General features: G+C 65.4%; 12 protein-coding genes. 6 read left to right on the forward strand and 6 right to left on the reverse strand.

The genetic code is table 11. From position 1 onward, the window contains the following. Positions 1-4: 4 nt before the first annotated feature. The gene (locus tag IC614_RS02675) at positions 5-2,242 is read right to left on the reverse strand and encodes a hypothetical protein (protein ID WP_207791143.1); all 2,238 of its coding nucleotides are present in this window, start codon (positions 2,240-2,242) and stop codon (positions 5-7) included. Positions 2,243-2,412: 170 nt separating this feature from the next. On the opposite strand from IC614_RS02675, the gene IC614_RS02680 reads away from it, so the two are divergent. Beyond that, positions 2,413-3,621 (forward strand): hypothetical protein, encoded by a 1,209-nt coding sequence (locus IC614_RS02680; protein ID WP_200972199.1) that lies wholly within the window; start codon positions 2,413-2,415, stop codon positions 3,619-3,621. Positions 3,622-3,681: 60 nt separating this feature from the next. Here the strand turns inward: IC614_RS02680 and IC614_RS02685 are convergent, their stop codons facing one another. Then, on the reverse strand, positions 3,682-4,965 hold the full coding sequence (locus IC614_RS02685) for a citrate synthase (protein WP_404829149.1): 1,284 nt from the start codon (positions 4,963-4,965) through the stop codon (positions 3,682-3,684). After that, a complete protein-coding gene (gltX, locus tag IC614_RS02690) occupies positions 4,965-6,431 on the reverse strand; it encodes a glutamate--tRNA ligase (protein ID WP_226372707.1) in 1,467 nt (488 codons plus the stop codon). Before gltX ends, IC614_RS02685 begins: the two co-directional genes overlap by 1 nt. A gap of 102 nt (positions 6,432-6,533) precedes the next feature. Between gltX and IC614_RS02695 the strand changes: the two genes are divergently transcribed. After that, positions 6,534-8,687, forward strand: a complete 2,154-nt coding sequence (locus IC614_RS02695; protein WP_200972202.1) for a ComEC/Rec2 family competence protein — start codon at positions 6,534-6,536, stop codon at positions 8,685-8,687. Here the strand turns inward: IC614_RS02695 and miaA are convergent. Then, a complete protein-coding gene (gene miaA, locus IC614_RS02700) occupies positions 8,684-9,613 on the reverse strand; it encodes a tRNA (adenosine(37)-N6)-dimethylallyltransferase MiaA (RefSeq protein ID WP_200972203.1) in 930 nt (309 codons plus the stop codon). The genes IC614_RS02695 and miaA overlap by 4 nt on opposite strands. On the opposite strand from miaA, the gene serB reads away from it, so the two are divergent. Beyond that, a complete protein-coding gene (gene serB, locus IC614_RS02705; RefSeq protein ID WP_200972204.1) occupies positions 9,606-10,493 on the forward strand; it encodes a phosphoserine phosphatase SerB in 888 nt (295 codons plus the stop codon). The genes miaA and serB overlap by 8 nt on opposite strands. On the opposite strand, the gene IC614_RS02710 is transcribed toward serB, so the two are convergent. Beyond that, positions 10,487-10,804 (reverse strand): hypothetical protein, encoded by a 318-nt coding sequence (locus tag IC614_RS02710; RefSeq protein ID WP_200972205.1) that lies wholly within the window; start codon positions 10,802-10,804, stop codon positions 10,487-10,489. The two genes, serB and IC614_RS02710, sit on opposite strands and share 7 nt — an antisense overlap. 155 nt (positions 10,805-10,959) lie before the next feature. Between IC614_RS02710 and IC614_RS02715 the strand changes: the two genes are divergently transcribed. The 3 genes from IC614_RS02715 to IC614_RS02725 are packed head-to-tail and all read left to right on the forward strand — an operon-like array spanning position 10,960 to position 13,587. Further along, positions 10,960-11,676 carry a ParA family protein gene (locus IC614_RS02715; RefSeq protein WP_200972206.1) on the forward strand — a complete coding sequence of 239 codons (717 nt, stop codon included), beginning with the start codon at positions 10,960-10,962 and terminating at the stop codon, positions 11,674-11,676. A 12-nt stretch (positions 11,677-11,688) separates the two neighbouring features. Beyond that, positions 11,689-12,279, forward strand: coding sequence for a hypothetical protein (locus IC614_RS02720; RefSeq protein WP_200972207.1), 591 nt, complete (start codon positions 11,689-11,691; stop codon positions 12,277-12,279). 18 nt (positions 12,280-12,297) lie between these two features. Then, positions 12,298-13,587 (forward strand): SPOR domain-containing protein, encoded by a 1,290-nt coding sequence (locus IC614_RS02725; protein ID WP_200972208.1) that lies wholly within the window; start codon positions 12,298-12,300, stop codon positions 13,585-13,587. A gap of 63 nt (positions 13,588-13,650) precedes the next feature. Here the strand turns inward: IC614_RS02725 and IC614_RS02730 are convergent, their stop codons facing one another. Continuing rightward, positions 13,651-14,577, reverse strand: a complete 927-nt coding sequence (locus IC614_RS02730; protein WP_200973067.1) for an aspartate carbamoyltransferase catalytic subunit — start codon at positions 14,575-14,577, stop codon at positions 13,651-13,653. Positions 14,578-14,584 lie beyond the last annotated feature (7 nt).

Consider the following 14,584-nt stretch of genomic DNA (forward strand, 5'->3'; position numbering starts at 1 on the left):
CCCTTTAGCTCCTTAGCCGCTCAATCGCCTGGGCGAGCGCGACGTAGAGCTTGCCCATGTCGGACGAGAGGAGCGTGACGCTCAGGACCGATCCTTCGCCGTCAGCCAGCACCCGGCGGAGCATGGCTTCGAAATCGTGAATGTAGCGATTGACCTGTTCGCGGAACTCCGGGTCGCTTTCGTAATGGCGCCCGATCTCCCTAGCCTCTCCGGAACTCAGCAGCTTTACCGCACGACGGGTGAAGGCACCGCGATCGCCCTTCAAATAAGCGGCCCAAGCGCTATCGCTGACATCGTTCGACAGGATCTTAGCGACATCGATGGCCGCCGAATTCATGGATTCGATGAGAAGGCTGACCCTTCGCGCGAAGCTGTCGCTATCGCTGCGTTCCTGTTCCTCGCGCGCTTCCGCGATCCGCGCCTCGATGGCGGCGGTTGTCTCGCCAATGGTGACGATCTGGCGCGTCAAGCGGTCCGAAGCGGTCCGAGCGGCCTCAGCCGACCGTTCCGCCGCCGCCGTCAGCGCTTGCATCTGCTCCGCGAGATGCGGCGCAACGGAGGCACGGACGGCCTCGACGCTCGCCTGGCCGAGCGCGGCGGCGCTTTCCGGAATGACACTGGATATCGCCTCACGGGCATGTGCCGCCGCCTGATTGGCGGTTTCGCGCACGCGCAACAAGGCCTCGACCAATTCCGGACCGGTTTCGGCGACGAGCCGCCGGGCATTGCCGTCGAGGTCGCTAAGATCGGCGGTGACGGAGTGGAGCCGCTGCGTAAGGGCATCGAGCGCTTCCTGTTGCCGCGCCAAGGCCGCTTCGATCTCCGCCATTTGCGCGGTCGCCGCGCCGCTCGTCGCGGCGATGGTTTCCACTTCAGGACGCAAGGCTACTGCCGCAGCGTGAGTCCGCTGCGCTTGCGCTTCGACTTGGGACAGGCCTTCCGGAATGGCTTGGTTCAAATCCTGCACCACCGCTTGCAGCCCTTGGGCCAGGATCTGCGAACGCTGGATCAGGCCATCCGCGCGTTGCTGCCCGCCGTCCCATTCCTCGTGCAGCGCGCCGACGGAAGCGCGGATCGCCGCGATCGCTTCGGCATAGCGATCCGCTTCGCCCGCGCTATTGCCCGCGAAGGCCGCGAACCGTTCTTCGATTTCGTCCAGTTCGCGAGCGAGGCGCGCCGTCAGCGCATGGCTTTGCGTGTCATGATCCGAAAGCTGGCCCGCCAATCCTTCGAGTTGCGCGGCCAATGTTTCGATGCGGCGCGAAAGGCTGCGCGCCGCATCGGAGCCGGCTTTGTCGAGCGCGACGCCACTTTTTTCGATCATCGCGAGGGTGGCAACGCTCTGGGCATGCAGCCCCTCCCGTGTGGCGTCGAGCGCTTCGGAAGTCCGGGCGAGAGCATTGTCGACGGCCTGATCAAGCCCGGTTGTTGCCTGTTCCATGCGCACGGCGGCAGCGCCTACCGAGCCCTCGATGCGGGCGAGATGCGCGGCGAGGCGCTGTGCGGCTCCGCCGGCGACTTCGTCCGCCTCGCGACCGCGCGCGGTGAGCGACGCCAGCTGCGAATCGAGAGATCCGGCCTGCTCGTGCGCGGCAACGCCCGCTTCGCGCATGGCTTGGCTAACGAGGCGGGCCTGCTGCTCCGCGCGGGGCAGATCGTCGAGCAGGACGCCGATATCGATGCGTGCCGCATTGGCGGCGGCTTCCAGGGCCTCGGCGCGCTGATCGAGATTGGCGGTTTCTTTCGCGATATAATGGGTGATGCGGCCAAGACGGTCGGAGGCTTCGTCGGCGAGGGTCATCAGCTTGGCCGATTCCCCGGTCAGGCGGCTGTAATTGTCTTCAAGGCGCGCAGACACGGCCGCGAGCAAGCCTTCCAGCGCGGCGCTTTCCCGTCGCATCGCCGCGAGGGCGCGCGTGAAACGCTCCGTTTCGCGACGCGAGGTGCGGCCGAACATAAGCCAGGTCACCGCAAGCAGAATAAGGGGCGCGACAATCGCCGGCGCGTTGTCCAGGATCGCGGAAGGGGTGAGCGCGCCGCCTTCCATGGCGAGGATCCACGCATAAGTTCCGCTCCAGGCGACGGCCAAAAGGATGAGGAAGGCGGCGAGCACGGGCTTTCCAGCCTCTTCCGGGCCGTCCGCCCCATAGTCTTCCCACGATGCGATGGCAGGCACGGGGGCGGGTGCCTCATCCGCGTCGATTCCGGAATCGTTCTCGCCGTCGAACGGCCTTGTTTCCACGCGCTCTACCCCTGTCATCATGACCCTGTCGTATCACAGATGATCAAGGATGATATAGGTTCAACGCGCTTTGAGGGCCTTGTAGCGGCGGAGCATCCTCCTCTTGCGGCGAACGGCTTTGCATCGGCAAGGGGCTCGGCGTAGGATCATCGCATGCGGGGTTTGACGGCATGACTTTGGCGGCGCTGATCTGCGCCTATCATGACAGCGACGAAGCGGGGCAGGGCCTGAGGGCCATGCTGCTCCTTGCTGGGCGCACGCTGCTCGAGCGGCAAGCACGGCTTGCGGCGGCCGCGGGCGCGCATCCGATCGTGGTTGTGGTCGACCGTCAGCCACCCGCCCTAGGCGCGGCGCTCGAACGGCTGCGCGCGGACGGCATCGCAATCACCGTGGCGCGCAATGCGGGGGAGGCGGCCTTCGCCGTTCCGGCCGAGGCTGCCTTGCTCGTCATGGCCGACGGGCTGGTCGCCGACGAAAGCCATGTCGTGCGCGTCCTGGACGCGGACGGGCCAGTGATTCTTACCATGCCGGATTTCGGCGCCGATGACCGGTTCGAACGGATCGACGGCCAGTCGCGTTGGGCGGGGCTGTCTGTGCTGGATGGCTCTCTGCTGCGCCACACCGTTTCGCTGCTCCAGGATTGGGATTTGCAATCGACATTGCTGCGCCGCGCCGTGCAGTCTGGCGTGCGGCAATTTTCGGTGGCGGGCGCCCAGGCGGATGACCGCCTCACCATCGCCCATAAGGAAGAGCATCTGGCCCATGCCGAGGCGCGGATCGTCGAAGGCGCCGCCTTCGAAGCTCGCGAGTGGATATCGCGCTACGTCCTCGCGCCCGTCGAGCAGGGCGCGACACGATTGCTGATGCCGACACCCGCCACGCCGGAATGGCTGTACGGCGCGGCGGCGGGGATGACGGTGCTTGCCTCCGGCTTTTTCCTCAAAGGCTGGCTCATTCCCGGCCTCCTCCTCATTCTCGCCGCGACGCCGCTCGACGGCACGGCCGAGCGGCTTGGCCTCCTTCGCATGCAGGGTCGACGGGCGTTCCGGCGCTGGCGGCGCGCAATGCCCATTCTGTCGGGGGCGGCCTTGCTGGCGCTTGGCTATGCGCTTTGGGAGCCGCGGGGCTGGGGATGCATCGTGCTTGCCGTTGCCACCATCGCATTCCTGGCCGCTTTGCACGGCGAAGCGCGGGGACGAATCGTCGAAGGGCGCATCCTGCTGGCCGAGCGCAAGGGGATGACCTGGTTGCTGCTGCCATTCGCAGTCACCGGATTATGGGTGACAGGATTATCGTTGCTGGCGCTTTACGCCGGAGCATCCTTTTTCTGGGCGCAGAGCCGCGTCCATCGCACGGTCCCGGCGCGGGACGGCGATTAGCGTCTTTAGCCAACTTATGCGTGACGGAATATACGCCCCAAGTGAGGAAAGGCTGATCCCTCAGCGCTTGCCGACGGGGACGTAATCCCGCTGCGTCGCGCCGGTGTAGAGCTGGCGCGGGCGGCCGATCTTCTGGTCGGGATCGGAGATCATCTCGTTCCACTGCGCGACCCAGCCCGTGGTGCGGGCGAGGGCGAAGAGGACGGTGAACATCGAAGTCGGGAAGCCGATCGCGGAGAGGATCACGCCCGAATAGAAATCGACATTCGGATAGAGCTTCTTCTCGACGAAATAATCGTCCTTGAGCGCAATCTGCTCCAGCTCACGAGCGACGTCGAAGATCGGATCGTCGACGCCGAGCTTCTCCAGAACCTCGTTCGCGGTTTTCTGCATGACCTTCGCGCGGGGATCGTAATTCTTGTACACGCGGTGGCCGAAGCCCATCAGGCGGAACGGATCGTTCTTGTCCTTCGCGCGGGCGATATATTCGGGGATGCGATCGACGGTGCCGATTTCGCGCAGCATGTTCAAGGCCGCTTCGTTCGCGCCGCCATGGGCCGGGCCCCAGAGGCAGGCAATGCCGGCCGCGATGCAAGCGAAAGGGTTGGCCCCAGACGAACCGGCGAGACGCACCGTCGAAGTCGAAGCGTTCTGCTCGTGATCGGCGTGGAGGATGAAGATGCGGTCCATCGCCCGCTCGATCACCGGGTCGACGACATAGTCCTCGGCCGGGACGCCGAAGGTCATGCGCAGGAAATTGCCGGTGTAGGACAGCGAGTTGTCCGGATAAAGGAAGGGCTGGCCGATCGAATATTTATAGGCCATCGCCGCGATGGTCGGCATCTTCGCAATCAGGCGATGCGAAGCGACCATGCGCTGATGCGGATCGGTGATGTCAGTGCTGTCGTGATAGAAAGCCGAAAGGGCGCCGACAACGCCGCACATGATCGCCATCGGATGCGCGTCGCGGCGGAAACCGCGATAGAAGGTCGCCAGCTGCTCGTGCAGCATGGTGTGGCGGCTGATCGTGTAGGTGAACTTGTCCAGCTCCTGCCCGCTCGGCAGCTCGCCGTGGAGGAGGAGATAGGCGACTTCCATGAAGCTCGACTGTTCGGCGAGCTGCTCGATCGGATAGCCGCGGTGGAGGAGGATGCCCTGGTCGCCGTCGATATAAGTGATCTTGGATTCGCAGCTCGCGGTCGAAGTGAAGCCCGGATCGAACGTGAAGGCGCCGGTCTGGCCGTACAGCTTGCGGATATCGATGACCTCCGGCCCCACGGTGCCGGGTTTCACATCGTAATCGAAGCTGTCGCCGTTGAGGGAGAGGGTGGCTTTATCGGCCATCATAAGGCTCCTTGGTTCGTCATCCGGTCCGCGATGCGGGCGAGGCTTTCCTCGCGCCCCAGCAGAACGAGCACATCGAATATCCCCGGCGACGTCGCCCGCCCGGTCAATGCGGCCCGGAGGGGCTGCGCGACCTGGCCGAGCTTCACCCCGGCATCTTCAGACACCTGGCGGACCGCCGCTTCCGCGCGTTCCGCCGTCCAGTCGGGGAGGGCGGAAAGGGCGGCATGCAGCCGGGCCAGCAGGCTTGGTGCCTCGCCCTCTAGCAAGGCGCCTGCCTTTTCGTCCATGTCCAGAGGACGGGTTTTGAAAAGAAATGTTCCGCCCTCGGACAGTTCATCGAGGTTCTTCGCGCGAGGCTTCAGTTCCGGCATCGCGCGGGTGAGAAGTGCGATCTCATCCGTCGTCAGATCGCGGCCGAGAAGCGCGCCGATTCGCGGCGCAGCGAGGCCCGCGAGGCGCCCATCATCGGCTTCGCGAATATAGTGACCGTTCAAATTCTCCAGCTTCTTGGTGTCGAAGCGGGAGGGGGAGCGGCCGACATGATCCAGGTCGAACCAGCGCACCGCATCCTCGCGGGAGATGATCTCGTCGTCGCCATGGCCCCAGCCGAGGCGGAGGAGATAGTTGCTGAGCGCCTCGGGCAGCACGCCCAATTCGTCGCGATAATTTTCGACCCCGGTTGCGCCGTGCCGCTTCGACATCTTCGCGCCGTCCTGGCCGTGGATCAGGGGAACGTGGGCGTAGGTCGGCTCCGGCCAGCCCATGGCGCGGATGATGCCGAGCTGGCGAAAGGCGTTGTTCAAATGATCGTCGCCGCGGATGACGTGGGTGACGCCCATGTCGTGATCGTCCACCACGACGGCAAGCATGTAGGTGGGCGTGCCGTCCGAGCGGAGCAGGATGAAATCGTCGATCTCGCTATTCTGCACGACGACGCGGCCCTGAACCTTATCCTCGATCACCGTTTCGCCGTCTTTCGGCGCCTTGAGGCGAATGGAGAAGGGCATGCCCTCCTGCTCCGGCCCCGGCGCGCGGTCCCGCCAGCGCCCATCGTAGCGCATAGGCAGCTTCTTTTCGCGCTGCTCGGCGCGCATCGCTTCCAGCTCTTGCGGAGTCGCATAGCAACGATAGGCATGGCCCTTCGCCAGCAATTCATGCGCGACCTCGGCATGGCGAGCGGCGAATTGCGACTGATAATATTCGTGGCCGTCCCAATCGAGACCGAGCCAGTGCATGCCGTCCAGAATCGCGTCGATCGCTGCCTGGGTGGAGCGGGCCTTGTCCGTATCCTCGATGCGCAACAGGAATTTGCCGCCATGGTGGCGCGCGAACAGCCAGTTGAACAGCGCCGTGCGCGCGCCGCCGATGTGCAGGAAGCCGGTCGGCGAGGGTGCGAAGCGGGTGACGACCTGCGGATTCTGAACGGTTGCGCTCACGCGCCATTTCTCCAAGATGCGGGCCATGACGGCTGAGGAACAAGGCGCCCCTAGCATAGCGGGCCCGCCGCGACAAAGGGGGGTGGCGGCGTTTCTCGCCCGCCCTTCCTTCGATGCTAGCCGCCGTTCATGACCATCGAAGCGGCGGACCCTAGGGAAGCGGGGTGGGGCCCCAGCTGGATCGGGCGCGGGGCAGCGGGCTGGCGAACGAAAGCCTCGGCGGCACTCGAGCACAGACTGGATGCCGAGCGCGATCAGTTGGCTCTCTGGGTGCCGGCCGCGCTGGGACTCGGGATCGCGATGTGGTTCGCGCTTGCCGGGGAAGGGAGCTGGATCGCCTTCATGCTCGTCGCAAGCGGCGGAGCGCTCGGGCTGTTCGCAATTGCCGGGCAGAAACGCTGGGGACGCTCTCTCGGCCTGGCCCTGATCTTCGCGGCCTTGGGTTGCGCCCTCATCTGGGCGCGCGCGGAGCGGGTCGCCGCGCCCAGGCTCACGCGCCCCATGGTAACGGCGCTGAGCGGCACCATCCTTTCGGTCGAGCCGCTTCCCGCGCGGGGAATTGTGCGTCTGCTCGTCCGGCCCGACGGCGGCGCCCTGCCGCCGCGCATCCGCGTGACCGTGAAGGACAAGGGCGCGCCCGAGGGGCTCCAGCCCGGCGCTGGGATCGCGATGAAAGCGAGGCTGATGCCGCCCGCGCCGATGGCCCTGCCCGGAGCCTATGATTTCGCGCGCGTCGCCTGGTTTCAGCGGATCGGCGCGACCGGTAATGCGCTGGGGGCTGTGGTCATCATCCGCCCGCCCTTCGCCACGGGGTGGGCGGCGCGGCTGGCGGAATGGCGCCGCAGCCTGTCCAGCCACATTCAATCGCGCGTGGAGGGTGGCGGCGGCGGGATCGCGGCGGCGCTGGCGACGGGCGATCAGGGGGCGATCCCCGAGGCTGATGCCGAAGCAATGCGGCAGAGTGGTCTCGCCCACCTCCTGTCGATCAGCGGGCTGCACGTGACAGCGGTGGTCGGCGCGGCGATGCTGCTGACGCTGAAGCTGCTTGCGCTCAGCCCCCGCCTCGCGCTCCGCTGGCCGCTGATCCTGATCGGCGCCGGGGCAGGGGCGGTAACGGGTATTGCCTATACCCTGCTGACCGGGTCGGAAGTGCCCACCATCCGCTCCTGCATTGCCGCGCTGATCGTGCTCGCCGGGATCGCCATGGGACGGGAGGCGATCACGCTGCGCCTGGTGGCGGCCGGCGCGCTGGTCGTTCTTCTCTTCTGGCCGGAAGCGCTGGCGGGGCCGAGCTTCCAGCTCAGCTTTGCCGCGGTCACGGCGATCGTTGCCCTGCACGACCATCCTCGCATCAAGGCGCTGTTCGCCCGGCGGGAGGAGGATGGCTGGCCCGCCCGTTTCGGCCGGGCGTTGCTGTCGCTGCTCCTCACCGGCCTCGCCGTCGAGGCGGTGCTGGCGCCCATCGCCCTGTTTCACTTTCACAAGGCCGGGCTGTATGGCGCATTCGCGAACATCGTTGCCATTCCCCTGACAACCTTTGTCATCATGCCCGCCGAGGCGCTGGCCTTGCTCTTCGACACGATGGGGCTTGGCGCGCCTTTCTGGTGGCTCGTGGAACAGGCGCTGAATGGCTTGCTGTGGGTCGCCCACGCCACGGCCGCGGCGCCCGGATCTGTGGCGATGCTTCCGGCCATGCCGGGCGGCGCTTTCGCCTTGATGATCGGCGGCGGCTTGTGGGTCGCCCTTTGGCGGACGCGATGGCGGCGCTGGGGGTTTGTGCCCATCGTCCTAGGCGCCGCCTGGGCCCTGGCAACCCCGTCGCCCGACCTGATCGTCACCGGCGACGGGCGCCACCTTGCCTTGAGAACCGCGGATGGCGGCATGGCGCTGCTCAGGGATCGGGCAGGAGAATATGTCCGCGACATGTTGTCCGAAGGCGCGGGCCTGGAGGGCGACCTGACGGCGCTCGAGGATGCTGGCGGTGCGGCGTGCAATGCCGATCTTTGCGCCACGGATATCGTGACCGATGGCCGCCGCTGGCGGATTCTTGCAACGCGCAGCCCGCATTTCGTCGATTTCGGACCGCTCAGCGCGGCTTGCGCGTCCGCCGACATCGTCGTCAGCGACCGGACGCTTCCTCGGACCTGTGTGCCGCGCTGGCTGAAGGCGGACCGGAAACTGCTCGGCCGTACAGGAGGCCTGTCCATCCACCTCGGGGGCGAAAGCCCAAGCATTTCGACCGTCGCGGATCGAATCGGCGGACATCCGTGGAACGATTATTAGACGAATAGCGACAGTGCGTCCCGGGTCGCCTTCGGGCTGTCGAGCGGCACGACATGGCGCGGCCAATCCGCCGGAGGCTGATGCGCGAACCAGGTATATTGGCGTTTCGCATATTGGCGCGTGGCAATCCGGCCCGCCGACAGCGCCTCCTCCCGGCTTATTCCGCCATCAAGAAAGGCGGCGATTTCCGGCACGCCGATGGCCCGCATGACCGGCAAGGCAGGGTCGAGGCCGCGCGCGAGCAGCGCCTGCACTTCGACCAGGCCCTCATCCGTCATCATGCCCTCGAACCGGCGGTCGCAGCGGGCGATGAGCCAGTCGCGCGGCGGCAGGAGGATCAGGGGAGCAAGGTCGACCTGGGCGCCGATGCCGCCGACTTTCTCCTTCTGCCATTCGGCGAGAGGACGGCCGGTGGACCGGACGACTTCGAGCGCGCGGGCGATGCGCGTGGTGTCGGCGGGCTTCAGTCGCGCGGCGGCTGCCGCATCCTCCCGTTCCAGCGCGGCGTAAGCCTCGTCCACGGGCAGGGCCCGCACCGACTGCCGGACGGCGGGATCGATGGCCGGGACAGGGGCAATGCCATCGAGCAATGTCCGGAGGTAGAGGCCGGTGCCCCCCGCCAGGATCGGCAGCTGGCCCGCCGCGATACAGTCGCGAATGACAGCCTTGGCATCCTCCGCCCAAGCCGCGGCCGAGCAGGGATGCGCGCCGTCGCGATAGCCGTAAAGGCGATGGGGCGCGCGGGCCTCGTCGGCGGCATCGGGGCGCGCAGAGACGATATGCAGGTCGCGATAGACCTGCGCGCTGTCCGCATTCACCACCACGCCGTTCGCGCGCTCGGCCAAGGCAAGCGCGAGCGCGGACTTGCCGCTGGCGGTCGGCCCCGCGATAAGCGCAAGCCGTGGCAAGGAAGATTTCATGTTCATCGCGACCCTGATAGCAGCCGGACGGCTTTCGAGCGGAGATATTTCAGCTGCCGAAGATGCATTGGCGGCGGCGGATGTCCAGCCCGCCGGGCGGAGCTGGCTGGAAACCGATACGGCTTGCGACCTGCTGTTCCAGGCCAGGCCAGCCGAGGCGCGCGCGATCCTTGAGGGATTGCTGCCCGGCGTCGACATCGTCGTTCAAGGCGAGGCCAATCGGCGCAAATCCCTGCTGGTCGCCGACATGGATTCGACGATGATCACCATCGAATGCATCGACGAATTGGCCGATTATGCGGGATTGAAAGCGGAAGTCGCCGACGTAACGGAACGGGCGATGCGCGGCGAGCTTGCGTTCGAAGAGGCGCTGGACGCCCGCGTCGCCTTGCTTGAAGGTCTGAGCGAAACGATGATCGATCTATGCCATGCCGAGCGTCTGTCGATCATGCCGGGCGCCAAGGCCTTGGTCGCTACGATGCGGGCGCATGGCGCGACCTGTCTCTTGGTGTCGGGCGGTTTCACACGCTTCGCCGACAGGGTTGCGGCCGATATCGGCTTCGACCGCGCTATCGCGAACCGGCTGAATATTGCCGATGGGCGGTTGCTTGGCACGGTGGAGCGCCCGATCGTCGGCGCGCAGGCCAAGCTCGACGCCTTGACCGAAACGGCGGCAGAGCTTGGGCTCGGCATGGATGCGGTGCTCGCGGTAGGGGACGGCGCCAACGACATTCCGATGCTGGAGGTGGCGGGACTAGGGGTCGCCTATCGTGCCAAGCCCAAGACGCAGGCGGCCGCCGACGCGCGCATCGATCATTCGGATCTCAGCGCCCTTCTCTATGCGCAAGGTTATATGCGGCGCGACTGGTGCGCGACTGATCAATAAACCGGATCGCTCATATCGGCCGTGATCGCTGCGAGGGCGAAAGCGACGGACGAATCGGTGGGCGCGAAAGCGATATGGACGCCACGCGCCGTGATCGCATCGACCGTGGCGGCAATGATTCCCGCTTCGGGATGGGAAAGGGCGATGCTGGCGCCCAATGTCAGCGTCGCGCCCGTTTCCAATAATGCGCCTTTCGCGGAAATATCCAGCAAAGCGGCCGTATGTTCGCGGTCGGCAAGGATCAGGCACGGACGGCGGCGACGCCAGCGTGAAGCCATGGCGCCATCCTTTTTCTTCAACGATATCAGCATGCACTGACTTCCTTCGGCATTGCGATTGATGCCGACGCGTAATGATTGAGGTTCGAAGAAATGGTTAATGGGAGAGCGGCCGGACAGCGTTAACGCAATTTTAGCAAGAAATGGCGCACTTCGTTCGCAACCGACCGGTACCGGAGGAATTGAATATGCGCGTTTTGGCACTCTCATCGCAAAAGGGCGGATCGGGTAAGACGACCCTGTCCGGCCACCTGGCGGTGCAGGCTCAGCTTGCCGGTGCGGGTCCGGTCTGTCTGATCGATATCGATCCCCAAGGCTCGCTTGCCGACTGGTGGAACGAGCGCGAAGCAGAAATGCCGGCGTTTGCCCAGACCACTGTCGCCCGGCTTTCCGCCGACCTGGAAGTGCTGCGTCAGCAAGGTTTCCGCCTGGCCGTCATCGATACGCCGCCCGCTATCACCATGGCGATTCAGAGCGTTATCCAGGTCGCCGAACTGATCGTCATCCCGACCCGCCCGAGCCCGCACGATCTGCGTGCTGTCGGCGCGACCGTCGACCTTTGCGAGCGTGCCGGAAAGCCGCTCATCTTCGTCGTCAACGGCGCGACGCCCAAGGCGCGCATCACATCGGAGGCCGCGGTCGCATTGTCGCAGCATGGCACCGTGGCGCCAGTGACGGTCCATCACCGCACGGATTTTGCCGCGTCGATGATCGACGGCCGGACGGTGATGGAGCTTGACCCCAAGTGCAAGTCCGCCGGAGAGGTCGTGCAGCTTTGGGAATATATTTCCGACCGGCTCGAAAAAAATTTCCGCCGCACCGTCTTTTCGGCTCCGGGCCTCGTCGCGCCCCCAGCCGCCATGCCGCGCCAGGCCGGTTTCGGCCGCCGCGTCGCCGGTCAGTAAGGAGTATCCGTCATGCGTGAGACCAAGCCCTTCGCGTCGCTTTCGTCCGGTCTGCTTGCCCGCAAGGGCATGGCGAAACCCGCCATGCGTCCGCAGGGCTTCGGCAATTTCGGCGGCATGGAAGATCTCGGCTGGAACGACATGGGGCAGGGGCGTCCAACCTTGCCGCCAGTGGCCGAACCCGTGACGGAGCGTCAGCCGAACCCTGTCGCCGGTCTGACGCCGGGCCCGGTCGTCGAAAATTTCACGCCCGCCAAACTTCCTGAAGCGCCCGTCGTCATTGAACAGCAGCGCGATCTTGTTGAACATTTCGGCGACTCAGCCGCTCCGGCAGCCAAGGAAGACACGCCGGCCCCGCGCAAGCGTCAGGCCCTCGATCCGGCACGGGAAAATGTGAAGCTCCCGCATAGCCGCGTCGTGCCGGGCGCGAAGGGGAAGGCCGCCTTCACCCTTCGCCTCGATCCCGAGCGCCACCTGCGCCTTCGTCTCGCCGCTGCCGTCACGCGCCAGTCGGCGCAGATGCTCGTGACCGGCGCGCTCGACACCTATCTCGACGGCCTGACCGAGCTTCAGGGCGTGTCCGTGCCGGGCCAGATCAACTAAGCGCGAAGGACCGACGCCATGCGTATGATCACCTTGCAGATCGCGGCTTCCGCCCTCGTCATCGGCTTGACGACCGTTGGATGCCAGTCCGACGATAGCCGCCCCTTTGCACTTTCCGACAAGGCGCCCCAGGCCAAGCGCGATGCCTTCGGGCTTCAGCAGCAGGCGCAGGCCGCCCTTCGCGCCGGCAATCTGCAATCGGCGCTGACGCTGATGGAGGAAGCCGTCGCCCTGTCGCCGCGTGATGCGGGATATCGCATGTCGCTTGCCGAACTCTACATGCGCAGCGGGCGTTTCGCTTCGGCGGAAAGAACATTTTCCGACACCGTCATTCTTAACCCTGACAATGTGCAGGCAAGCCTTTATTTGGCGTTGAGCCGCGCCGCTCAAGGCAGGATGCTGGCGGCGGAAACAGCGCTCGCTGCGATCGAAGGCCGTGGCAAGACGGCCGATCTTGGCCTTGCTTATGCCCTGATCGGAATGGGAGAACGGGCGATCGCGTTGCTCGAGCCCGCAGCGCGTGAAACCGGCGCCGATGCCCGTGTCCGTCAAAATTTGGCCCTGTCTTATGCGTTGACTGGTGACTGGGCCAAGGCGCGCATTATCGCGGCGCAGGACATGTCGCCGGCGGATGTCGACCGGCGTCTGGAGCAGTGGGCGGCATTGGCACAGCCCAATGCAAGCGGTGTTCAAGTCGCAGCTTTTTTTGGCGTCACTCCGACACAGGATTCCGGGCAGCCATTACGCCTTGCGCTCGACATGCCCGAACAATTCATGATGCCCAAGCAAGATGCAATGGTGGCAGAAGCCGAGCCCGAGCCCGCGCCCGAGCCGATTAGGCCGTCCGTCACCTTGGCAAGCTCGGTCACGGCGCAGACTGAACTGCCCGCCGCTCCAGTCAACGACGCTCCCAATCCGTTGTTCGACAAGGTTCGCAAATCAATACAGGTGCCTGGTGCGATTTTAAGGAACGAGTGGTCCCGCACGAGAGGTGCAACGCAAGCAAATGAGGCGGCACAGGCGGGCAAATATGTCGTTCAGATCGGATCCTTCAAAACGCGCGCTCAGGCAGGCACGGCCTGGCGCGAAGCAACGCGTCGTTACGGTTTTAATGCCGACAGTCACGTCGTCACCATATTCAATGCACCAGACGGCAAAGGGTTATTTTATCGTCTCGCGGTGCGCGGTTACACCACGCAAAGCGAAGCCAATGGCGTCTGCCGCATGATCAAGTCAAAGGGCGGCGATTGCTTCGTTCGGGTCGCTGAAGATGGCCGCGCGATCACGCGGATCGCGTCTCGCCGTTGACATTATAAAATTCGTCTCCCTCGGGATGGGCGGTCGGGGGCCAAACCGGCCGCCCAACGCGCTTCAGGCGCGGCGGGTGAGCAGATCGAGGCAGGCCATCCGTACCGCGACCCCGGCCTCGACCTGCTGAAGGATCAAGGACCGCCCCGGATCGTCGGCGATATCCCCGTCTATCTCGACGCCGCGGTTCATCGGGCCCGGATGCATGACGACGGCGTGGGGGGGCACTCCTTTGAGCCGCTCGCGCGTCAGGCCATAAAGGGCATGATAGTCGCCCAAGCCTTCGGACACCGCCGCGATCATCCGTTCGCGCTGAATGCGCAGTATCATCACCACATCTGCGCCAGCAATTCCCGCCTCGAAATCGGTATAGCTTTCTATGCCTGCCGGAAGCGTATCCGGAAGCAGCGCGGCAGGGCCGACGGCACGGACCGTCGCGCCGAGGCGGGGAAGAGACAGCATGTTCGATCGCGCGACGCGGCTGTGGAGGATGTCGCCGCAAATGGCGACGGTCAGGCCCTCGGTCCGCCCGAAATGACGGCGGATGGTGAGCGCGTCGAGCAGAGCCTGGCTCGGATGTTCGCCGCGTCCGTCGCCGGCATTGACGACCGGGCAATCCATCAAGGCCGCGACTTCGGCCGCCGCCCCGTCCAAAGCATGGCGCATGACGAAGACATCCGGCCGCATCGCATTGATCGTCTTCGCGGTATCGGCAAGGCTCTCGCCTTTCTGCACGCTCGACCGGGCGACGTGCATGTTGACGACCTCCGCGCCCAATTTCTTGCCCGCCATTTCGAAAGACAAGAGGGTACGGGTGCTGTTTTCGAAGAAGGCGTTGACCTGGGTAAGGCCCGCCATACGGTCCAGGCGGCGGCGCGGGCCGCGATTGAACTCCAGCCATCCCTCCGCTTCGTCGAGGATCAGGCGGATATCGGCGGCGGACAGCTGGGCGATGCCGAGGAGGTGGCGGTGCGGGAATGCGCTGGTCATCAAAACA

The sequence above is a fragment of the Sphingosinicella flava genome (assembly GCF_016025255.1).
Taxonomy (GTDB): Bacteria; Pseudomonadota; Alphaproteobacteria; order Sphingomonadales; family Sphingomonadaceae; genus Allosphingosinicella; species Allosphingosinicella flava.

Coding starts and splice junctions, on each gene's coding strand:
- IC614_RS02685 (WP_404829149.1), bottom strand. CDS start 4,965: ATGGCCGATAAAGCCACCCTCTCCCTCAACGGCGACAGCTTCGATTAC.
- serB (WP_200972204.1), top strand. CDS start 9,606: ATGTTCATCGCGACCCTGATAGCAGCCGGACGGCTTTCGAGCGGAGAT.
- IC614_RS02720 (WP_200972207.1), top strand. CDS start 11,689: ATGCGTGAGACCAAGCCCTTCGCGTCGCTTTCGTCCGGTCTGCTTGCC.
- IC614_RS02695 (WP_200972202.1), top strand. CDS start 6,534: ATGACCATCGAAGCGGCGGACCCTAGGGAAGCGGGGTGGGGCCCCAGC.
- IC614_RS02680 (WP_200972199.1), top strand. CDS start 2,413: ATGACTTTGGCGGCGCTGATCTGCGCCTATCATGACAGCGACGAAGCG.
- gltX (WP_226372707.1), bottom strand. CDS start 6,431: ATGGCCCGCATCTTGGAGAAATGGCGCGTGAGCGCAACCGTTCAGAAT.
- IC614_RS02730 (WP_200973067.1), bottom strand. CDS start 14,577: ATGACCAGCGCATTCCCGCACCGCCACCTCCTCGGCATCGCCCAGCTG.
- IC614_RS02715 (WP_200972206.1), top strand. CDS start 10,960: ATGCGCGTTTTGGCACTCTCATCGCAAAAGGGCGGATCGGGTAAGACG.
- IC614_RS02725 (WP_200972208.1), top strand. CDS start 12,298: ATGCGTATGATCACCTTGCAGATCGCGGCTTCCGCCCTCGTCATCGGC.
- IC614_RS02710 (WP_200972205.1), bottom strand. CDS start 10,804: ATGCTGATATCGTTGAAGAAAAAGGATGGCGCCATGGCTTCACGCTGG.
- miaA (WP_200972203.1), bottom strand. CDS start 9,613: ATGAACATGAAATCTTCCTTGCCACGGCTTGCGCTTATCGCGGGGCCG.